Genomic DNA, 21,907 nt, shown 5'->3' on the forward strand with positions numbered 1-21,907 from the left:
GGTCGGCGGGTGCGGTGGAGCTGGTGCGTGAGCCGGTGGCCTGGCCCGAGACCGGCCACCCGCGCCGGGCCGCGGTGTCCTCCTTCGGGCTGAGCGGCACCAACGCCCACCTCATCCTCGAACAGCCCGAGCCCGAGCAGACCGGTGAGGCCGAGCACTTGCCCGGTGTGGTGCCGTTGGTGGTTTCGGCGCGTACCGGGCAGGCGCTGGAGGCGCAGCTTCGGCTCCTGCGGGAATATGAACCGACTGTCGACGTCGGGTTCTCGCTGGCGGTGGGCCGGGCGACATTCGCGCATCGTGCGGTGTTGCTGGCCACCGCCGGTGGTGTGGCGGAGGTGGCGCGGGGGTCCGCTGGTGAGGGCGGGCTGGCGGTGGTGTTCTCCGGGCAGGGGGCGCAGCGGCTGGGGATGGGCCGGGAGTTGTATGGGCGGTTCCCGGTGTTCGCCGCCGCGCTGGATGAGGTGCTGGCGGGGCTGGATCCGGTGGTGCGGGAGGTGATGTGGGGTGCGGATGCGCGGGTGCTGGAGCGCACGGAGTATGCGCAGCCGGCGCTGTTCGCGCTCGAGGTGGCCCTGTTCCGGCTGGCGGAGTCGCTGGGCGTGCGGCCGGAGTTTGTGGCCGGGCATTCGGTGGGGGAGATCGCGGCCGCGCACGTGGCCGGGGTGCTGTCCCTGACCGACGCGTGCGCCCTGGTGTCAGCCCGGGCCCGGCTCATGGCGGAACTGCCCGAGGGCGGCCTGATGCTCGCCGTGGAGGCGAGCGAGGCGGAGGTCGCCCCGCTGCTGACGGACACGGTGGCGGTCGCGGCGGTCAACGGTCCGGCCTCGCTGGTGCTGTCCGGCACCGAGGAGGCGGTGCTGGCGGTCGCGGCGGCCCTGCCCGGGCGGCGCACCAGCCGGCTGCGGGTCTCCCACGCCTTCCACTCGCCGCTGATGGAGCCGATGCTGGCCGGCTTCGCCCGGGCGGTGGCCGCGCTGTCCTTCCGCCCGGCGCGCATCCCCGTGGTGTCCGCCCTCACCGGCGCCCTCGCCGAGTCCGGGGAGCTGGGCACCCCGGACTACTGGGTGCGCCAGGTCCGGGAGACGGTCCGTTTCGCCGACGGCGTGCGCGCCCTCACCGCCCGGGGCGTCACCCGCTTCGTGGAGCTGGGCCCGGGCGCCGTCCTCACCCCGCTGATCGACGCCTGCGCCCCCGAGGCGGCCGTCGCCGTCCCGGCGCTGCGCGCGGACCGTCCCGAGGAGGAGGCCTTCGCCACCGCCCTGGCGCGGCTGTTCGTGCACGGTGTGCCGGTGGACTGGCCGGCCCTGTTCACCGGCACCGGCGCCCGCCGCACCGACCTGCCCACCTACCCCTTCCAGCACCAGCACTACTGGCCCATGAGCGGTCGGAACCTCGGAGACGTCCGGGCCGCCGGACTCGTCCCGGCCGAGCACCCGCTGCTCGGAGCGGCGATGCTGCTCGCGGACGGGGACGGTGCGGTGTTCACGGGGACGGTGGCACGGCAGGCGCAGCCATGGCTGGCCGACCACACCGTGCAGGGCCGTGCCCTGGTGCCGGGCGCGGCCCTGGTGGAGCTGGCGATCCGCGCCGGTGACGAACTGGGCGCGGGCCGGATCGAGGAACTGACGACGGCCGCCCCGCTGGTCCTGCCCGACTCCGGCGACGCGATGCGCCTGCAGGTACGCGTCGGCGGGGCCGACGAGGACGGGCGGCGAACGTTCTCGGTGCACGGGCGTCCCGAACACAGGCCCACGGACGCGCCGTGGACCGCGTACGCCACCGGTGTCCTCGGCGCCGCGTCCGTCGAGCCGCCGACCGTCCCGCCGGAGGCGTGGCCGCCGGCGGACGCGCGGGCCGTCGAACTCGGGGACCACTACGAGACGTTGGCGGACGCCGGGTTCGACTACGGTCCGTCCTTGCGTCTGCTGCGCCGGGCCTGGCGGCGGGACGACGAGGTGTTCGCCGAGGTGTCCCTGGCACCGGAGACCGCGACCGGCGGCTACGGCGTCCACCCGGCCCTGCTCGACGCGGTACTGCACGCCGCGGGCCTCACCGGCGCGGGCGGCGACGACGCCGGTACCTCCCTGCCGTTCGTCTGGGAGGACGTGTCGCTGTTCGCCTCCGGGGCCCGTACCGTGCGGGCCCGGCTGACCCGGACGGGGGAGCGGAGCATCGCCCTCGCCCTCACCGACGCCGAGGGCCGGCCGGTGCTGTCGGTGGGCGGGCTGACGGTGCGGCCCGTCGCGGACGGGCTTGCCGGGCCGCCGCCGTCCGCCGCGCCGGACGCGCTGCTGCGGACGACGTGGACGCCGGTCGCGGAACCGGTGCCCGAGGCGCCCGCGGAGGTCGCCGTCGTCGGTGAACTGCCGGACGACCTCGCCGAGGCGTTGACGGACGCGGGCACGAAGGCGACGCCGTACCCGGAGCTGTCCGCCGTCGACGCCCGGCACCGGCTGGTGCTGGCCCCCCTGACGGCCACGGGTCCCGACGTTCCGGCCGCCGCCCGCGCCCGCGCCGACGCGGCGCTGCGGCTGGCGCAGGAGTGGCCGGCCGACGAGCGGTTCGCCGGGGCCCGGCTGGTGGTGGCCGTACGCGGGGCCACGACCGGCGCGGACCCGGCCGCCGCCGCGGCGTGGGGTCTGCTGCGCTCGGCGCAGAGCGAGCACCCGGGCCGGATCACCCTGCTCGACCTGCCCGGCGCGGCGACCGGCGCGGCCCGGGCGCTGGGGGTCGCCGAGCCCGAAGTGGCCGTGGTGGACGGCGACGTGTCGGTGCCGAGGCTGGAACGGGTCGCGGCCGGGGCCACGCCCGCCCCGCGCCCCGGCTCCGTTGCCGCGGACGCGGGAACCGTCCTGGTCACCGGAGGCACCGGCGGCCTCGGTGCGGTACTCGCCCGTCATCTCGTCGCCCGGCACGGCGTGCGCGACCTGCTGCTGCTCTCCCGACGCGGCCCCGCCGCTCCCGGAGCCGGCGAGTTGCTCGCGGAGCTGACCGGGGCGGGGGCCCGGGTCGAGGCGGTGGCCTGTGACGTCGGTGACCGGGACGCGCTCGCGCGCGTACTCGGCGGGCGGCGGATCGGTGCCGTCGTGCACGCGGCGGGCGTCCTCGACGACGGCGTGACCGGCGACCTGACGCCCGAGCGCGTCGCCGCCGTGCTGCGGCCCAAGGCCGACGCGGCCTGGTACCTGCACGAACTGCTGCCCGACGTCGGGTCGTTCGTGGTGTTCTCGTCCGCCGCGGGCACCTTCGGCAACGCCGGGCAGGGAGCCTACGCCGCCGCCAACGCCTTCCTCGACGCCCTCGTACGCCACCGGGCCCGCCTCGGCCTGCCCGCCCGGTCCCTCGCCTGGGGACCGTGGCAGCAGGCGGACGGCATGGCCGGCGCGCTGTCCGCCCGGGACGTCGACCGGCTGCGGCGGTCCGGTTTCCCGCCGCTGCGCACCGACGAAGGGCTCGCCCTGTTCGACCTGGCCGTCTCGGCGGCCACCGACCCGGTGCTGCTGCCCGTACGGCTCGACCTGGCCGCGCTGCGCGCCCGGGACGACGTACCGCCCCTGCTGCGCGGGCTGGTGCGGGCGCGGCGGACCGCCGGACAGGCCGCCGATCCGGGGCTGACGGAACGGCTCGCGTCCCTGGACGCGGCCGAGCGGCACGCCACGCTGCTGGACCTGGTGCGCCGCCAGGTGGCCGTCGTCCTCGGACACGGGCCGGACGGCGCCCCCGCGGTCGACCCGGCCCGGGCCTTCCGCGACCTCGGCTTCGACTCGCTGATGTCCGTAGAACTGCGCAACGGCCTGAGCACGGCGGCCGGTGTCCGGCTGCCCGCCACGCTCGCGCTGGACCATCCGACACCGGACGCGGTGGCGCGGCACCTGGCGGCGCTGCTCGTGCCGGACGGGGACCGGTCGGGTCCCGGGCAGGTGCTCGCCGCCCTGGACCGGGTCGAGCAGCTGATCGCCGCCCTGCGGGGCAGCGACGGGGCCGACGGCCCGGCGCACCGGCAGATCGCCGGGCGGCTGGACGTCCTCAGGGCCCGCTGGGCGGCCGTCGCGGCGACGGGCGGGGTTCCGGACCCGGCCGGGGCGGGCGCGGCGGACGGCGGCGAGGTCGACGTCGACGAGCTGTCGGACGACGAGATGTTCGCCTTCCTCGACGACGAACTGGGCGACGCATGACGGCAAGCCGACAACACACGAGGAGAAGCCGACAGCACCTGGCGAGAACCCGGCAGCGCACGGCGAGGACCCGGCAGCACGTGACGGGACCCCCGCAGCGCACGGCGGGAACCCGGCGGCGCGCAACCGGAGCCCGGCGGCGCGTGGCGGCGAACCCGGCGGCGGATGACCGGGCGATGGAGAAGTTCCACTGATGTCCCCGGCCGCGGTCGGCCTAGCGTGGGCGCGCGGCTGTGGCCGCGGCCCGGCCGGGCCGCGGCCACGTCCCCGGCGCCGGCCGGCGCACACGGGCGAAGCGGTACACGAACGACGGATCACCGGCGGTTGCCGGGTCCCTGAGCCGAAGAGGCGATGAGACGTGGGCATGGTCAAGACGGACGACGGCCCGGCGATCGAGGTGCGCGATCTCGTACGCGCCTATCGCGGGCGCAACGGAGAACTGATCAGGGCCAATGACGGGCTGACGTTCAGCGTGCCGCGCGGGCAGGTGTTCGGCCTGTTCGGCGCCAACGGCGCCGGCAAGACGACGCTCGTGCTGCAACTTCTGGGGCTGGTGCGCCCCACCTCGGGCTCGGTCACCGTCAACGGCATCGACGTGGTGCGGCACCCGGAGACGGTGAAGTCCACCGTCGGTTTCCTGCCGCAGCGCGGCCTGTCGATGCGGCTGATCGAAGCGCGGCGGGCCCTGCACTACACCGGGCGGCTGCGGGGCCAGAGCGAGGCCGACGCGCGCCGCCAGACCGACGAGCTGATCGACGAGCTCGGCCTCGGCCCGTACGCGGACCGGCAGGTGGAACGGCTCAGCGGCGGTCTGATGCGGCTGGTGAACTTCGGCATGACCCTGATGGGCCGGCCCGAACTGATCGTGCTCGACGAGCCCACCAACGAACTCGACCCGCACAACCGGCGGTTGATCTGGGACATCGTCCAGCGCCGCGCGGCCGAGGACGGCACGACCGTCGTCCTCGTCACGCACAACGTGCTGGAGGCGGAGAAGGCGGTCCACCGGGTCGCCGTCATGCACGGCGGCCGGATCACCGCGATGGGCACGCCCGGCGAGCTGAAGGAGCAGACCGGCGCCCAGGCGCGGCTGGAGCTGTTCGTCCGCGACGGCGGCACCCTCACCGACGAGGAGACCGCCCGGCTCGGCCGGATCGGCGTCGTCACCCCCGGCGACCGCACCGGCAGTTATCTGGTCACCGCACCGCCCGACCGGATCCAGCCGCTCCTGGAGGTGCTGGTCACGGACGTCGGCGTCACCCGCGTGGACGACTTCCGGTTCGCCCGGCCGACCCTGGAGGACGTCTACCTCAGCCTCAAGCCCGCGCCCGCCGCCCCCGGCACCCCCGCCCCGGACGCGCCGGACGACGCGGAACCGCAGACGCGGACCAGGGAACTCGTCCCCGCCGCCGCTCCCGGCGCCCCCGCCGACGGCGACCGGCGACCGGCCCCGGCCACGCCCGGCCCCGAGCCGCGGACCGCTCCCGAGCCGCGGGCCACCCCCGAGACGGAAACCGTCCCCGAGCCGGGAACCGTCCCCGGGGCGCGGGCCGGCTCCGCCCCGCACCGCACCGCCGCACCGGTCCGCCGCCCCGCCCGGCGCGGTCCGCGCGAGCGGCTCGCCACCTTCGGCACCTCCTTCAAGTACCTGTGGTTCGAGCACATGCTGATCGTGCGCACCTCCTGGCACGTGCACATGGTCTTCGGCATCTTCATGCCGCTGACGATGGTGTTCGGCTTCTCCCGGATCGGCAGCGGCCTCACCGACCACACCAGCCTGCTGTACATAGCCAGCGGCTCCGGCGTGTTCTCCATCGCCGCCCTCGGCACCACCGCCATCGCCCAGCGCATCGGCGCGATCAAGGCGGAGGGCTCGATGATGTACTACGCCTCACTGCCCATCAGCAAGATCGCCTTCGTGACGGCGTTCGTGGCGGCACGGCTGCTGCTCATCGCCCCGGGACTGCTCACCTCGCTGCTCGCCGTGGAACTCCTCTACGACATCCGGCTCACCCTGTCCCCGACGCTGCTGTTCGTGTACCCGCTGACGGCGCTGCCGCTGGCCGCGCTGGGACTGGTGATCGGCAGCCTCATCAACAAGATCGAACTCATCTCGATCGTGACGTACATGCTCAACTTCCTGCTGCTGCTGGGCGCCCCGCTGCTCATCCCGCTGGAGTCGCTGCCGCCGGCGCTGCGCATCGTCAGCTACCTGATGCCGACCAGCTACGGCGCCGACGCCATCCGGCACAGCGTCACCGGCGACATCGACGCCCGCTTCGCCCTCGACGTCGCCGTCCTCGCCGTGACGTCCGTGGTCTCGCTGGCCGTCGCCGACCGCGCGCTGCGCTGGCGGGCCTCCTGACCGCTCGGCGACCGCACCCGGACGCTTCCGGAAGTCCGGTGTTTTCCCCAGTCGACCCCGCCGGGACCGGCCGATAGCATCCTGGCGAGATCCAGAGGAGAAGGCCCGGCGGCCGTTCACCGGACGGCACGCGGTGCGGGAGCACCAGGCGCCCGGAGAGGCCGCCGGCCGCGGCGCGGCGCATGGACGGACCGGGGAGCTCTCCCGCCTTCCCCTTTTACGGTCCCTTCGTTCGCCGTCACCGCCGTGGAGACGGCTCGCCCGGAGGAGACGGCACATCCGCCGGGGCGCGCCCGGCGGAACGGACGGGAGCGACACCGGCGATGGAATTCCGGGTGCTGGGTCCGCTGACGGTGCTCGGCGACAGCGGCCCCGTGGCGCTGAGCGGGCTCAGACAGCGGGCCGTCCTCGGCCGGCTGCTGCTGCACGCCGACGAGGTCGTGGCGACCAGCGCCCTGATGCGGGCCCTGTGGCCCGGCGGACCGCCGCCCACCGCCCGCAAGATGCTGCAGAACGCGGTGTCCGCGCTGCGCGGCCTGTTCGCCGCCGAGAGCACCGCCGCGCCGCTGCTGCTCACCCACGCCCCCGGCTACCTGCTGCGGCTGGACGGCGCCGGCCTGGACCTGGCCGCCTACCGGACGCTGGCCGGCCGCGGCCGGGCCGACCTGACGGCCGGCGCCTGGGACGCGGCCGCGCGGACCCTGCGCACCGCCCTGGACCTGTGGCACGGCCCCGCCCTCGCCGACCTGGCGGAGACCGGCACCGACTGGCCGGAACTCGACGCGCTCGCCCGGGCCCGGTCGGCCACCCAGGAAGACCTGTTCGAGGCCGAGCTGGCCCGCGGCCGGCACCACGAGGTGGTGCCCGAGCTGGAGACGCTGGTCCGGCGCGAGCCGCTGCGCGAACGCCTGTGCGCCCAGCTGATGCTCGGCCTGTACCGCTGCGACCGGCAGGCCGACGCGCTGGCGGCGTACCGGGGGACGCGGAACGCCTTCGCGCGGGAACTGGGCCTGGAGCCCGGCCGGACGCTGCGCGCCGTGGAACGCGCCATCCTCGACCACGACCCCGTCCTCGCCCAGCCCGACGCGCTCGCCATCATGGCCGGGACACGGGAGACCCGCGCCCCGCTCGCCCCGCGCAGCACGCCGCCGGGCGAGCGGGGCCGGGCCGGGCGACCCGACCCGGACCCGCTGCCGTCCGCGCGGTACCCGACGGCCCGGGACCGGCTCGGCGCGGGGGAGCCGGCCCCCGGCGCGTGGGCGGCCCCCGGAGCCGTACCCGATCCCCTCGGCGGCCGGCGCCCGCCCGCCGCCGAGGCGCCTGGCACACCGGCTGCCCGGGCCGTCGTACCGCCCTGCGAAACACCGGCCGGGCAGCCGTCCGCACCGGCGGCCGGGCTCCTCACCGAGCAGCGCAGACAGCTGTCCATGCTGCTGGTGCGCGCCGCGCCGGGCCGGGGGCCCGGCGGTGACCCGGAGGACGCGGCACGGCTGTCCGGTGAGCTGGCCGCGGCCGTCCGGGAGGAGACCGAACGGTACGGCGGCAAGGTCTCCGGCGTGCTCGGGCCGGTGACCTTCGCGCTCTTCGGCGTCGTCCGCACCCGGGAGGACGACGCGGCGCGCGCGGTCCGGGCGGGCCTGGCGATCCTGGACCGGCTGCGGCGGCACGGCGCCGGCGGTCCCGTCACCGCGCGCGGCGGGGCCGCGCCGCGGGTGGCCGTGGCGACCGGCGACGTGGTCGTCACCTGTGCGCCCGACGGCACCGGGGCGATCCCCGTGGTCGACGGCACCGTACCGAAGGCCTGCGCGGAACTGCTGGAGACCGTGCCGCCGGGCGGGATCCGGGTGTGCCCCACGACCCGGGCCGGCAGTGAGCGCGCCATCGCCTACGGCCCCGCCACCGGCCCCGGCGGCGCCCGCGAACCGCTGGGACCGCGCCCGCCCCGCCCCGGCGGCGAAACGCTCCCGCCGCTGGTGGGCCGGGACCGCGAACTGGAGCAGCTGCGGGGACTGCTCGGCGACGTGACCCGCAAGCAGCGCCCCCACCTGCTGACCGTGCTGGGCGAGCCGGGCTCGGGCAAGACCCGGCTGGCCGCCGAGCTGGGCCGGCTCGCCCGCCGCCCGGGCGGCTTCACCGTCCTGACGGCCCGCGGCTCCTGGGGCGACGGCGACCACCCCCTCGCGGTGCCGGCCCGCATCCTGACCGCGGCCGTCGCAGCCGGCGACGCCCCGACGGCCGCGCCGCCCCCCGGCCCCGCCCCCGGCGCCGCGGAAGCCGCCCTCGCCCGCGCCGTGCACGGCCTCTTCGGCACCGGCGAGCGCGGCAGCCGGCTGCTCGCGCGGCTGCGCCTGCTGCTGCGGCCCGGGCGGCCCGCGCCCGGCGAGTGGCCGTCCGTCGCCGAGGCCTGGCGGCTGTTCCTGGCCGGGCTGGCCGCCGAACGCCCCCTGCTGCTGGTGTTCGACGATCTGCACACCGCCTCCGACGAGGCCCTGGACCTCGTGGCGGACCTGTCCGACGCGGCCGGCCCGGCCCCGCTGCTGATCGCGGTCACCGCGCGGCCCGAACTCCTCGACCGCAGGCCCGCCTGGGGCGGCGGCCGGCGCGACGCCCTCACCCTCACCCTCGACCCGCTCGACGAGGCGTCCTCCGCCGCGCTGCTCGACGCCCTGCTGGCCGCCGAGGGCCGGGCGGACCTGCCGGCCGGCCTCCGGCGCGACCTGCTCGCACGCGTCGGCGGCAACCCGCTGTTCGCCGCGGAGTACGCCCGCGCACTGTCCGCCCGAACCGGACCCGAGGAGGGCCCGCCCCCTCTGCCGCGCCATGTGCGCCAGGTCGTCGCCGCCCGGCTGGACGCCCTCCCGCAGGCGGCCAAGACGGTCCTGGCCGGCGCCTCCGCGCTGGGCGGCGCGTGCTGCGCCGACGGGGTCGCCGCGGTCGGGGACGGCGACCGCGCCGAGGCCGAGCGCTGGCTGGACTACCTGGAGCGCCGCGGCCTCCTGCGCCGCTCCCGGCACGGCTCCCCGTCCGGTGCTCCCCGCTACGCCTTCCGCCACCCCGTCACCCACGAGGTGGTCGACTGGCTCGTCCCCCGCCGGGTCCGCGAGGACCGCCGGCGCCGCGCGGCGGCCTGGGCCGCCCGCGCCGCCCACCTGCCCGCCTGACCGGCACCACCCCGTTCCGGCCCCCCGGTCCCGGCCCCTCCACGGCCCGAGCCCGGGTACCGCCGAGCCCCGGGAACGGCCCCCGTCCCGCCCGGGCCCCGCCGTCCCCGCCCTCGATTACCCACCGGTGGAAACACCCAACTGCGCCGCCGCCCACACCTCTCCTACGCTCAGGCCCCGAGCGGTGCGGAAGCCCGCCGAAGACTCGGGAAAACCCCGACCGCGGCGGCACATGATGACGTGACCGACGGCCCGGGCGGCGCGCGGCGCCTGACCTTCCCGCTCCGTTCCGCCGACATCTCCCGGAAAACCGCTTCCGTACGGAAAGGAATGGTCGTGCGCATTCTCTGCACTCTCGCGCTGTCGCCCTCCAACGCCCGCGCCCTGCTGCCGCTGGCCCGCGCGGCGGCGGAGGCGGGCCACGAGGTCACCGTGGTGTCGCCGCCGGAGATGGCGGGCGTCTTCGAGGGCGAACGGATCCGCGTGCTGCCGCTGTTCACCGACATGGCGGAGATCGTGCTCAGCCTGCTGCAGCAGAAGCGCATCGACTTCGTCCCCGCCGACCCGTTCTCGGCCCAGACCCTGCTCGCCACCGCGTGCGGCCCCCACGTCACCGACGCCTACCGTCAACTCCTGGACGTGGCCGAGGAGTTCAAGCCGGACGTCATCGTGCGCAGCGGCGTGGAGTTCGCCGGCTACCTGGTGGCCGAGACGCTCGGCGTGCCGCACGTCACCGCGCCGTCCGGCGGCGGCCAGTACCTCGACCCGCGGCTGGCGTTCGACGAGCTGAACCTGCGCCGCGCCGAACTCGGCCTGCCGGAGGGCACCGCGCCCGAGGCGATCCACGCCCACGGCCGCTTCGACTGCATGCCGCCCGAGTACACGTTCACCGCGCACGACATCGCCGGCACGTTCGCCTACCAGCAGCCGGCCACGATCGTGCGCACCGAGACCGGGCCGGAGTGGCTGCGGGAGATCCCCGGCGACAAGCCGCTGGTGGTGGTCTCCAGCACCAACGTGTTCGCCTCGCTGATGCACAGCGCGGTCTTCCCGCGCATCCTCGACCTGTTCTTCGACGGCATGGTCGCCGGTCACCTCTTCGAGGGCATGGACGACGTCCGGGCGGACCCGGCGGCGGTCGTGCACGCGCTGATGCCCGGTGACGCCAACCCGCTCACCACCATCGTCAAGGGCCTGTCCCAGCTGGACTGCACGGCCGTGGTCGCCACCCGCGGCATGCCCGTCGACCCCGACGCGATCGGCGGCAACGTCCGCGTCTTCGACACCATCCCGCAGCCGCTGCTGCTGGAGACCGCCCAGCTGCTGTTCACCCACGGCGGATACAACAGCGTCCGCGAGGCGGTGCGGGCCGGCGTGCCCATGGCCGTGCTGCCCGAGCTGAGCGACCAGGCGCACAACGCCACCCGCGTCGCGGAACTGGGCCTGGGCCTCAGGGTGCCCAGCGCGAAGGCCGACGACGTCGCCGAGACCGTCGACCGGCTGCTGTCCGACCCGTCCCACGCCCACGCGGCGCGCACCGCCCAGCGGCACATGCTCGCGCTGCCGCCCGTCACCGCCGCCGTCGACCACCTCGTCGCCCTGGCCGGCCACTGAGACCGAGCACCCTCTTACCAGACCGACAGGAGCAGGCAGATGGAAGCACAGTTCCTCCGGGCGTTCTACGACCTGGCCTCGTGGATCCGGCTCTCCCCGCTGCTGAACGGACCCTATCTGCCGTTCTCCGCGTGGGGCCTGCGCCCCGGGGCCCTGGTCAGACTGCTCGACGACATCGCCCTGAACGACCGCCGGGCCGTCGTCGAGTGCGGCAGCGGCACCTCCACGATCGTCCTCGCCCGCTACATGGCCCAGCGCGGCCACGGCAACGTGCTGTCCCTGGAGCACGACGAGAAATGGGCCTCCTGGGTCACCGACCAGCTGGCCCGCGAGGGCCTCGCCGAGGTCGCCCGCGTGGTGCACGCCCCGCTCGCCGAGCATCCGGCCGCGGTCAAGCACGTCGAGTGGTACACGCCGCGCACCGTCACCGACGAGGTGGGCGCCTTCACCGACAAGCACGGCCCCGTCGACCTGCTGCTGGTCGACGGCCCGCCCGGCTGGCAGCAGGGCCGCAAGATGGCCCGCTACCCGGCCGTGCCCGCCCTGAAGGACTTCCTCGCCCCCGGCGCGAGCGTGCTGCTCGACGACGTCAACCGCTCCGAGGGCGTGGAGATCACCAAACGCTGGGAGGCCGAGTGCGGGCTCGTCATGGAGCTCGACCCCCACGGCACCCGCACCGCGTTCGGCACCTACGGCGGCTGACCGGCCGCCCCGCGACCCCGGCGACACCCGGAAGGAGAGGCCATGCTGGCCCTGCACGGCGGGCCCAAGGTGCGGGAGACCCCCTTCCCGCGCTGGCCCCAGTACGACGACACCGAACGCCTCGCCCTCATCCGCGCACTGGACCAGGGCGACTGGTCACGGCACGGCGGCAAGGAGGTCCAGGCGTTCGAGCGGGAGTTCGCCGAACACCACCAGGCGCCGGCCGCGCTCGCCGTCACCAACGGCTCCCACGCCCTCGAACTCGCCCTGGAACTCGTCGGGATCGAACCCGGCGACGAGGTCGTCGTCCCCGCCTACACCTTCGTCGCCACCTCCACCGCCGTGCAGCGGCGCGGCGGCGTCCCGGTGCCCGTGGACATCGACCCGGGCACCTTCTGCCTGGACCCGGCGGCCCTCGACGCCGCCGTCACCGGCCGCACCCGTGCCGTGATCCCCGTGCACATCGGCGGCCACGTGGCCGACATGGACGCCATCACCGCCTGGGCGAAGACCCGCGGGATCGCGGTCGTGCAGGACGCGGCCCAGGCCCACGGCGCGACCTGGCGCGGCCGGGGCCTCGGCACCCTCGGCTCCATCGCCACCTTCTCCTTCCAGAGCTCCAAGGTGCTCACCGCCGGCGAGGGCGGCGCGCTGCTCCTGCCCGACCAGGACACCTACGACAGCGCCTGGATCCGGCACAACTGCGGCCGCACCCGCGACCTGAACCTCGTCACCGCCTCCTCCAACTTCCGCATCTCCGAGTTCACCGCGGCCGTGCTCCGCGCCCAGCTCGCCCGGCTCCCCGAACAGAACGCGCGCCGCGCCGCCCGCCACGCCGAACTGACCGCCGCGCTCGGCGAGATCCCCGGCGTCCGCCTCCAGGCCCGGGACGAGCGCTGCACCGCCACCCCGCACTACATGACCACGTTCGTCCTCGACCAGGACGTGCTCGGCGGCGTCGACCGCGACACGGTCGCCCTCGCCCTGCTGATGGAGGGCATCCCCGCCTTCGGCACCTACCCCGCCCTGCACCGCACCGAGGCGTTCTGGACCGGCCGCACCGGCGGCGCACGCGTCGAGGAACTGGCCGAACGCTGCCCGCACGCCGAACGCGTCGGCCGCGACGGCGTGATGATCCCGCACCAGGCCCTGCTCGGCGGACGGCAGGAGATCGACGACATCGCGCAGGCCGTGGCCAAGGTGCTGGCCGGCCTGCCCCGTACCGGCACCGTGCCGGCCTGACCCGGCCCGCCACCCACGACGACCCGAACACCGCGCCGTACGCGGGCGGTTGACAAGAGGGGAACCAAAGCGATGACCAGCGACAACCCGGACGGCCGGACCTTCGAGGTCCTGGTCGTCGGCAACGGCGTGCTCGGCCTGTCCCTGGGCCTGACCCTCGCCCGCCGCGGCACCCGGGTGGCCGTCCTCGGCCGCACCGACCGACCCTGGGCCGCCTCGGCCGCCGCCGGCGCCATGCTCGGCACCTTCGGCGAGGTCACCACCACCCTGCTCGCCAGCGAGCAGGGCCGCGCCAAACTCGACCTGGGCGTGCAGGCCACCCGGATGTGGGACGACTGGCTGAGCCGCCTCTACGAGGACGCCGGCGACAGCACCGACCTGCGCTGCGCCGACGGCACCGTGATGCTGCTCAACTCCGTCGGCGTGCCCGGCATCGACTCCGCCAACTACGCCGCCATCCGCCGGACCCTCGACGAGTACCGGGAGCCGTACGAGGACATCGACCCCGCCGACGTCGACTGGCTCGACCCCGACCCCACCACCCGCCCCCTGAAGGGCATGTTCATCCCCGGAGAGCACGCCGTCGACGCCGGGGCGCTGCTGGCCCGGCTGGAGACCGCGTTCCAGAAGGCCGGCGGCACCCTCCTCGACGGCTTCGGCGAACGCCTGGAGGCGTCCGGCGACCGCATCGGCGGGGTGCGGCTCACCTCCGGGGAGACCGTCTCGGCCGGGCAGGTCGTGCTCGCCGCCGGCGCCGCCGCGCAGACCCTGCTGGACACCGTGCCCGCCGTCGCCGCGGCCGTCCCGCGGCTGTGCGCCGGCGTCGGCGTGTCCGTCGTCGCCCGCGTCGACCCGGACGTGCCCGGCCCGGCCAGCGTGCTGCGCACCCCCAACCGCGCCTTCGCCTGCGGCCTGCACCTGGTGCCCCGCGGACGGGGCCGCGTCTACCTCGGCGCGACCAACGCCATCGAGCCGGAACCCGCCGACGTGCCCTCCATCCGCGACGCCACCTTCCTGCTGGGCTGCGCCCTGCGCCAGCTCCGCCGCGACCTCGACACCAGCGGCATCGAACGCATCCAGGTCGGCAACCGGCCCGTCGCCTTCGACGGCTTCCCCCTCATCGGCCGCACCGGCCTGGACGGGCTGTGGATGATGACCGGCACCTACCGGGACGGCCTGCACCTGTCGCCGCTGCTCGCCGAGGAGATGACCCGCCGCCTGCTCGGCGAGGACACCCGGCACGACCTGTCCGTCTTCGACCCGGTGCGCGCCCCCGTGCAGGCCCAGACCCGGGCCGAGGTCGTCGAGACCGCCGTCGTCCACCTGCTCGCCACCGGCTACGAGGACGAGTGGCGCATCCCCAACGCCTGGCCCGCCGTCATCGAGGCCCAGCTGCGCGCCGGCTTCACCAAGTTCGCCGCCGAACTCGACGACGAGTACACCCCGCCCGCCGAGATCCTCGCCAAGGCGCAGATGAACCCGCAGTTCGCCAAGCAGGTCCGCGAGTACTACGCCGCGAGCCGCGCCGCCCTGTGACACCCCCCCGCACACCCCCGCACCCCCGGAAGGAGAACCGCGCCCTCATGAGCTGTCCCGACCTTCCGCCGGCGGTCGACCTGCTCGTCGTCGGAAGCGGCCCCGTCGGCTCGGCCCTCGCCCGCCGCGTGCACGACGCCGTGCCGCACGCCCGGATCCTGATGGTCGACCTCGGGCCGCGCCTGACCGGGCAGGCCGGTGTCCACCTCGGCAACCTGCCCGCGCAGGACCGGGCCACGGCACAACGGCGGTCCCAGGGCCGCGACCCCGGCACCGCCCCCGGCGAGGACGGCACCCTGGTGAAGAAGTACGCCGACCGCGGCACCCACCTGCTGCGGCCCCGGCGGGAGGGCGAGCCCGAGCAGGACGGGATGCCCGCCGCCGTCATGTCCAGCAACGTCGGCGGCATGGGCGTCCACTGGGCCTGCACCGCGCCCCGGCCGCTGGACAGCGAACGGGTGCCGTTCCTGCCCCCAGGCGCACTCGACCGGGCCCTGACCGTCGCCGAGGACCTGCTGACCGTCACCCACGACGCCTACCCGCCGACCCCGGCGGGCGACCTGGTGCTCAAAAAGCTCGGCGAGCTCTTCGACGGCGACTACCCGCCGGGCCGCCAGGTGGGCCCCATGCCGCTCGCCTGCACACCGCGCCCGGGCCGCCGGCCGCGCTGGGTCGGCCCCGACGTGGTCCTCGGCCCGCTCGCCGACGCCGGCGCGGACCGGGGACGGTTCCGCATCGCCGACGAGACCATGTGCCGCCGGCTGCTGTTCACCGGGCGCAAGGTCACCGGCGCCCTCCTCGAACACCTGCCGACCGGCACCGAGTTCGCCCTGCGCGCGTCCGCCGTCGCCGTCGCCGCCGACGCGCTGCGCACCCCGCAGCTGCTGTGGGCGTCCGGCATCCGCCCCGAGGCGCTCGGCCGCTACCTCAACGACCAGCCCAAGACGGTCAGTTCCCTGCACGTCAAGGACGGCCCGACCCTCGGCGTCGGGGCGCGCGGCTCCGTGGAGTTCGGCGGCGACATCCGCGACCTGGAGACGGGCCGCTTCCGGGTGCCGTTCGCCGACCCCGCCCGCCGCAACCACGGACAGGTCATGACCATCGACACCTCCCCGCTGGAGGGCGTCGACCCGGCCCTGTTCGTCGGCATGGTCTGGTACGGCGCCAAGGAGATCCGCGCCGAGGACCGCATCGAGTTCTCCACCAGCGAGGCCGACGCCTACGGCATGCCCGGGATGACCCTGCACTACGGGCTCACCGACCGCGACCTGGCGGGCGCCGAACAGGCCCGCAAGGACCAGGAGGCCATCGCCGAGGCGCTCGGCGGCGAGTGGCTGGAGAGCCCCGAACTGTTCCCCGCCGGCAGTTCCAAGCACTACCAGGGGACCGTCCGGATGGGCCCCGCCGACGACGGCACCTCGGTGTGCGACACCGACTGCCGGGTGTGGGGGTTCGACAACCTCTACGTCGGCGGCAACGGCGTCATCCCGACCTCCACCGCCGTCAACCCGACCCTGTTCAGCGTGGCCCTGGCCGTCCGCGCCGCGGCGGCCATCGGCGCCGGCCTCACCGGCGCCTGACCCACGGACGACGTTACCGAGAAACGAGGTGGCTGCCGTGCACCGGCACAACATCGCCGTCATCGGCACCGGCTACGTCGGGCTCACCGCCGGAGCCTGCCTGGCATCGCTCGGACACCGCGTCGTCTGCGCCGACGTGGACGCGGCGAAGGTCGCGGAACTCGCCCGCGGCCGGGTGCGCATCCTGGAGGAGGGCCTGCCCGAACTGGTCCGCGCCGGACTGGACTCGGGCCGGCTCCGCTTCGTCGTCGGCGCCGCCGAGGCCGTGCGCGGCGCCCGCACCGTGTTCGTCTGCGTGGGCACCCCGACCGGCCCCGACGGCCGCGCCGACCTGACGGCCGTCGACGCGGTCGTCGAGGAGATCCGCCCGCACCTGGAGCCGGGCAGCGTCCTGGTCACCAAGTCGACCGTGCCGGTGGGCACCGCGGCCCGCGTCACCGCCGCCCTGGACCGCGCCGACATCGGCGTGGTCAGCAACCCGGAGTTCCTGCGCGAAGGCACCTCGGTGCGGGACTTCCTCAACCCCGACCGGGTCGTCGTCGGCTCCGACCAGGCCTGGGCCGCCGCACAGGTCGCCGAGCTGTACGCGGGCGTCGACGCACCCGTGATGATCAGCGACGCGGCCAGCGCCGAACTCGTCAAGTACGCGGCGAACTGCTTCCTCGCCGTGAAGCTGTCCTACGTCAACACCCTCGCCGAACTGTGCGAACAGGTCGGCGCCGACATCGACCGGGTCACCGCGGCGCTCGGCCGCGACCACCGGATCGGCTCCGCGTTCCTCAGACCCGGACCCGGCTGGGGCGGCTCCTGCCTGCCCAAGGACACCCGGGCCCTGCTGAGCACCGCCGACTCCGTCGGCGTCGACTTCCCCCTGGTCCGGGCCGCCGTCGACACCAACGCCCACCAGCAGGCCCGGCTCGCCGCCAAGGTCGCCCGGCTGTGCGGCACCGGCGGCCCCGCCCCGCTGCGCGGCGTCCGGATCGGGCTGCTCGGCCTCACCTTCAAGGCCGGCACCGACGACCTGCGGGACTCCCCGGCCCTCGCCCTGGCCGCCGAACTCGCCCGCCAGGGCGCCGAACTGACCGCCCACGACCCCGCCGTCCCCGCCACCGGCCCCGGCGCCGTACCGCTCGACGGCATCACCGTGGTCGACGACCCCTACCGGACCGCCGAGGGCGCCCACGGACTCGTCCTGTGCACCGAATGGCCGCACTTCCGCGACCTGGACTGGCCGCGCATGGCCGCCGCCCTGCACCGGCCGGTCGTCGTCGACACCCGCAACCACCTGGACGCGGCCACGCTCAGCGCCGCCGGGCTCGCCTGGCACGGCACGGGCCTCAGCCCGGTGGAGCCCGCCCTGACCCCCGCCTAGAAAGGTCCGCCCCGATGCGGGTTCTGTGCAGCATCACCGGCTCGCCCTCGCACGCCCGCGCCTCGCTCCCCCTGGTGCGGGCGCTCGGTGAGGCGGGCCACGACGTCCTCGTCGTCACCGCGGAACGGCTCGGCCCCGTGTTCGACGGCGAGCGGGCCCGCGTCGTGGGCGCCTACACCGACATCACCGCCCAGGGCATGCGCCTGCTGTTCGAGGGCAAGCTGCCCCTCCCCGAGGAGTTCAGCCGCTTCGCCCACGACCTGTGGGCCACCCTCGGCTGCGGCCCCCACCTCACCGACGCCTACCACCGCCTCCTGCCACTGGCCCGCGACTTCCGCCCCGACGTGATCCTGCGCGACGGATACGAGTTCGCCGCCCTCCTCGTCGCCGAGACCCTCCACGTGCCCCACGTGCCCGCACCGTCCGGCTCCGGCCAGTTCCTCGACCCCGAACTCCTCCTGCCGCTGCTCAACGACCGGCGCCGCGAACTCGGCCTGCCCGAGACCGACGACCCGCTCGCCGTCTACCGGCACGGACGCCTGGACTGCATGCCCGCGAAGTTCTCCTTCGCCCGCCCCCTCGCCCCCGACGCCGTCGCCTACCGCCAGCCCCGCACCGTCACCCGCGGCGAAACCCTCCCCGACTGGTTCGCCGACCTGCCCGCCGACCGGCCCCTGATCCTGGCCTCCCTCGGCACCGGACTGCCCGCCACCGTCCTCGGATTCCTCGCCAAAGCCCGCGAGTTCGGCGCCCCCATCCCCGCCTACGACCCCGCCGAACCCCTCAACACGGTCGTCGAGGCCCTGTCCGGCCTCGACTGCACCGCCGTCGTCGCCACCCTCGGCACACCCGTCGACACCACCCGGGCCGCGCCGCACATCCGCATCGTGGACCGCTTCCCGCAGCAACTCCTCCTGGAACACGCCACGCTGTTCCTCACCCACGGCGGCTACAACAGCATCCGGGAAGCGGTGCGCGCCGGCGTCCCGATGGCGGTCCGCCCCCTGTTCGGCGACCAGCAGTACAACGCGCTGCGGGTCGCCGACCTCGGACTCGGCGCCCACGTGGCCGAACGAGGCCCCGACCCCATGCGGGAGACCTGCCGCCGCCTGCTCACCGACACCCTCACCGCCACCGAGGCCCGCCACGCCCGGGACGAGATGCTCGCCCTGCCCGGCATCGACGCGGCGGTCACCCACCTGGAGCGCCTGGCGACAGCCTGACACCCCCCAGCCCGCGCCCACGCCGACGGAGCCCACCGGCCCGTCGGCGTTGCCGTACCGGCCCCGTGACCTCCCACGGAACACCCTTGTAGGGATTCCACCAGTCACCCGTTCGGATAATCGGAGCCGACGGGCGAACGGGTCAGGCCACCTCACCTCCGGCCCCCGCGCGCTCCTGCCCCACCGGCATTCCCCACCGGCCCGGCCCGGTTCCGAAGACGTGGCGCTCGAGTCATCCCGCGGGAGAGAACGTGTCCGATCAAGCTCGCTCCACTTCGGCCGCCCGACCCTTCACCGGCCCGGGCACCCCCCGCCCGGTGCTCCTCACCGGGCGGGGCACCCGCGCCGTACGGGAGCAGGCCCGCGCACTCCGCGCCTGGCCGGCCGTACGGGACGGCGCACCGGACCGGATCGGCGCGGCACTCCTGCGCACCACCGACCCCGCCCACCCCCACCGGGTCGCGATCACCGCCGCCACCGCCGCGGACCTCGCCGCCGGCCTCGACGCGCTGATCGAGGGCACCCCCGTCGACCACGTCACCGAGGGCACACCCCCGGCGGGCGATCCCCGGCCGGTGTTCGTCTTCCCCGGCCACGGCACCCAGTGGCCCGGCATGGCCCGCGAACTCCTCGACACCTCACCCGTGTTCGCCCACCGCATGGGCGAGTGCGCCGACGCGCTCGCCCCGCACGTGGACTGGAACCTCCTCGACGTCGTCCGCGGCGGACCCGGCGCCCCCGCCCTCACCACCCCCGATGTCACCCAGCCCGCGCTGTTCGCCGTGATGGTGTCGCTGGCCGCCCTGTGGGAGGCGGTCGGCGTACGGCCCGCCGCGGTCATCGGCCACAGCCTCGGCGAGTTCGCCGCCGCCTGCGTCGCCGGCGCGCTCACCCTGGACGACGCCGCCCGCGCCACCGCCCGGTGGAGCCGCGCCCAGCTGCCGCTGCACGGCCGCGGCGACATGGTCTCCGTCCTGATGCCCGTCGAACGGCTCCGGCAGCGGCTCGCGCCCTGGCAGGACCGGCTCGTCCTCGGCGTCGTCAACGGCCCCGACAGCGGCGTGGTCTCCGGCGACGCCGACGCCGCCGCCGAACTCCTCGCCGAACTCACCGCGGAAGGCATCCGCGCCCGCAGGATCGACTACGGCGTCGCCGCCCACTCGCCCCACGTCGACGAGATCACCGACCGCGTCCGCGCCGACCTCACCGGCCTCACCCCCCGCGCCGCCCACACCCCCTTCTACGCCTCCGCCACCGGCGGCCCGCTCGACGGCGCCGCCCTCGACGCCGACCACTGGGCCGGCAACCTGCGCGGCACCGTCCGGTTCCTCGACGCCGCCCGCGCCGCCCTCGACGCCGGACACCGCCACTTCATCGAGATCAGCCCCCACCCCGTGCTCGCCGCCGCGCTGGAGACCATCGCCGAACAGGCGGGCACCACCACCGCCGTCCAGGGCACCCTGCGCCGCGGCGACGGCGGAGCGGACCGCTTCGTGCACGCCGTCGCCACGTACTGGACCACCGGCGGCACCCCCGACTGGACCACCCTGCACACCCCCGGCACCGACCCCGCCGACCTGCCTCCCGGCCTGGCCGACGCCGCCGCCGCCGAAGACCCCGACCCCGCCGGCGACACCGGCGGCGCCCAGGCCGCCGCCCTCCGCGAACGCCTCGACGGCCTGCCCGAACGCGACCGGCGCGGCGCCCTCGTCGACCTCGTCCGCACCCAGGTCACCGACCTCCTCGCCCTGCCCGCCCCCGCCCCCGCCCACGTCCCCTTCCGCGACCAGGGCGCCGAGTCCGCCACCGCCGTCGCCCTCCGCGACCGGCTGCGCTCCGCGACCGGACTGCGCCTCGCCCCGACCGCCGCCTTCGACTACCCGACCCCCGCCGCCCTCGGCCACCACCTCCACGACCAGCTGTACGGCCCCACCACCCCCACCCCGGCCGCCACCGGCCCCGCCGCCCACTCCGGCGAACCCATCGCCATCGTCGGCATGGCCTGCCGCTTCGCCGGCGACGCCGACTCCCCCGAGGAACTGTGGCGCCTCCTCCTGGACGGCACCGACGCCATCACACCCCTGCCCGACGACCGGGGCTGGGACATCGCCGGCCGCTACGACCCCACCGGCACCGCACCCGGCGGCTTCTACCAGCGCGAAGGCGGCTTCCTGCGCTCCGCCACCGACTTCGACGCCGAATTCTTCAACATCAGCCCCCGCGAGGCCCTGGCCATGGACCCGCAGCAGCGGCTGCTGCTGGAGACCTCCTGGGAGGCCCTGGAACACGCCGGCATCGACCCGCACACCCTGCGCTCCACCCCGACCGGCGTCTACCTCGGCCTGATGAGCCTCGACTACGACCGCGCCGCCGACACCTCCGCCACCGACGTCACCGGACACGTCCTCACCGGCAACGCCGTCAGCGTCGCCTCCGGCCGCATCGCCTACACCCTCGGCCTGGAAGGCCCCGCCCTCACCGTCGACACCGCCTGCTCCTCCTCCCTGGTCGCCCTCCACCTGGCCTGCGAGGCGCTGCGCTCCGGCGCCGCCACCACCGCCCTGGCCGGCGGCGCCACCGTCCTGCCGAGCCTCGGCATGTTCGCCGAGTTCTCCCGCCAGCGCGCCCTCGCCGCCGACGGCCGCTGCAAGGCGTTCTCCGACCGGGCCGACGGCTTCTCCCTCAGCGAGGGCGCCGGCGTCCTGGTCCTGATGCGGCTCTCCGACGCCCACCGCCACGGCCACGACGTACTCGCCGTGATCCGCGGCAGCGCCGTCAACCAGGACGGCGCCTCCAACGGCCTGACCGCGCCGAGCGGCCCCGCCCAGCAGCAGGTCGTCCGCCAGGCCCTCGCCGACGCCGGCCTCGAACCGGCCGACGTGGACGCCGTGGAGGCGCACGGCACCGGCACCCGCCTCGGCGACCCCATCGAGGCCC

Annotated in this window: 11 protein-coding genes; all 11 read left to right on the forward strand. The window is 75.7% G+C overall.

Features of this window, described 5'->3' with window-relative positions; genetic code table 11:
* Positions 1 to 14: 14 nt before the first annotated feature.
* Positions 15 to 4,175, forward strand: a complete 4,161-nt coding sequence (locus tag ABD363_RS30175) for a type I polyketide synthase (RefSeq protein ID WP_344609308.1) — start codon at positions 15 to 17, stop codon at positions 4,173 to 4,175.
* Positions 4,176 to 4,539: 364 nt separating this feature from the next.
* Positions 4,540 to 6,540 (forward strand): ATP-binding cassette domain-containing protein, encoded by a 2,001-nt coding sequence (locus tag ABD363_RS30180; protein ID WP_344609310.1) that lies wholly within the window; start codon positions 4,540 to 4,542, stop codon positions 6,538 to 6,540.
* A gap of 335 nt (positions 6,541 to 6,875) precedes the next feature.
* A complete protein-coding gene (locus ABD363_RS30185; protein WP_344609312.1) occupies positions 6,876 to 9,701 on the forward strand; it encodes an ATP-binding protein in 2,826 nt (941 codons plus the stop codon).
* A gap of 336 nt (positions 9,702 to 10,037) precedes the next feature.
* A complete protein-coding gene (locus ABD363_RS30190; RefSeq protein WP_344609314.1) occupies positions 10,038 to 11,315 on the forward strand; it encodes a glycosyltransferase in 1,278 nt (425 codons plus the stop codon).
* Positions 11,316 to 11,354: 39 nt separating this feature from the next.
* Positions 11,355 to 12,017 (forward strand): class I SAM-dependent methyltransferase, encoded by a 663-nt coding sequence (locus ABD363_RS30195; RefSeq protein ID WP_344609316.1) that lies wholly within the window; start codon positions 11,355 to 11,357, stop codon positions 12,015 to 12,017.
* A gap of 42 nt (positions 12,018 to 12,059) precedes the next feature.
* The gene (locus tag ABD363_RS30200) at positions 12,060 to 13,259 is read left to right on the forward strand and encodes a DegT/DnrJ/EryC1/StrS family aminotransferase (RefSeq protein WP_344609318.1); all 1,200 of its coding nucleotides are present in this window, start codon (positions 12,060 to 12,062) and stop codon (positions 13,257 to 13,259) included.
* Between the two features lie 72 nt (positions 13,260 to 13,331).
* Complete coding sequence (locus tag ABD363_RS30205; protein WP_344609320.1) at positions 13,332 to 14,795, forward strand: NAD(P)/FAD-dependent oxidoreductase; 1,464 nt, start codon at positions 13,332 to 13,334, stop codon at positions 14,793 to 14,795.
* Positions 14,796 to 14,842: 47 nt separating this feature from the next.
* Positions 14,843 to 16,375 carry a GMC oxidoreductase gene (locus ABD363_RS30210; protein WP_344609322.1) on the forward strand — a complete coding sequence of 511 codons (1,533 nt, stop codon included), beginning with the start codon at positions 14,843 to 14,845 and terminating at the stop codon, positions 16,373 to 16,375.
* 37 nt (positions 16,376 to 16,412) lie between these two features.
* Positions 16,413 to 17,747 (forward strand): UDP-glucose dehydrogenase family protein, encoded by a 1,335-nt coding sequence (locus ABD363_RS30215; RefSeq protein WP_344609324.1) that lies wholly within the window; start codon positions 16,413 to 16,415, stop codon positions 17,745 to 17,747.
* Positions 17,748 to 17,761: 14 nt separating this feature from the next.
* Positions 17,762 to 18,970, forward strand: coding sequence for a glycosyltransferase (locus ABD363_RS30220; RefSeq protein WP_344609326.1), 1,209 nt, complete (start codon positions 17,762 to 17,764; stop codon positions 18,968 to 18,970).
* Between the two features lie 317 nt (positions 18,971 to 19,287).
* The coding region (locus ABD363_RS30225; RefSeq protein ID WP_344609328.1) for a beta-ketoacyl synthase N-terminal-like domain-containing protein at positions 19,288 to 21,907 on the forward strand (2,620 nt) is incomplete at its 3' end.

This window comes from Streptomyces glaucus, assembly GCF_039533365.1.
GTDB lineage: Bacteria > Actinomycetota > Actinomycetes > Streptomycetales > Streptomycetaceae > Streptomyces > Streptomyces glaucus.

Excerpts from the sequence above, each read along its gene's own strand:
- ABD363_RS30180 (WP_344609310.1), top strand. The coding sequence starts at position 4,540 with ATGGTCAAGACGGACGACGGCCCGGCGATCGAGGTGCGCGATCTCGTA.
- ABD363_RS30195 (WP_344609316.1), top strand. The coding sequence starts at position 11,355 with ATGGAAGCACAGTTCCTCCGGGCGTTCTACGACCTGGCCTCGTGGATC.
- ABD363_RS30200 (WP_344609318.1), top strand. The coding sequence starts at position 12,060 with ATGCTGGCCCTGCACGGCGGGCCCAAGGTGCGGGAGACCCCCTTCCCG.
- ABD363_RS30205 (WP_344609320.1), top strand. The coding sequence starts at position 13,332 with ATGACCAGCGACAACCCGGACGGCCGGACCTTCGAGGTCCTGGTCGTC.
- ABD363_RS30210 (WP_344609322.1), top strand. The coding sequence starts at position 14,843 with ATGAGCTGTCCCGACCTTCCGCCGGCGGTCGACCTGCTCGTCGTCGGA.
- ABD363_RS30220 (WP_344609326.1), top strand. The coding sequence starts at position 17,762 with ATGCGGGTTCTGTGCAGCATCACCGGCTCGCCCTCGCACGCCCGCGCC.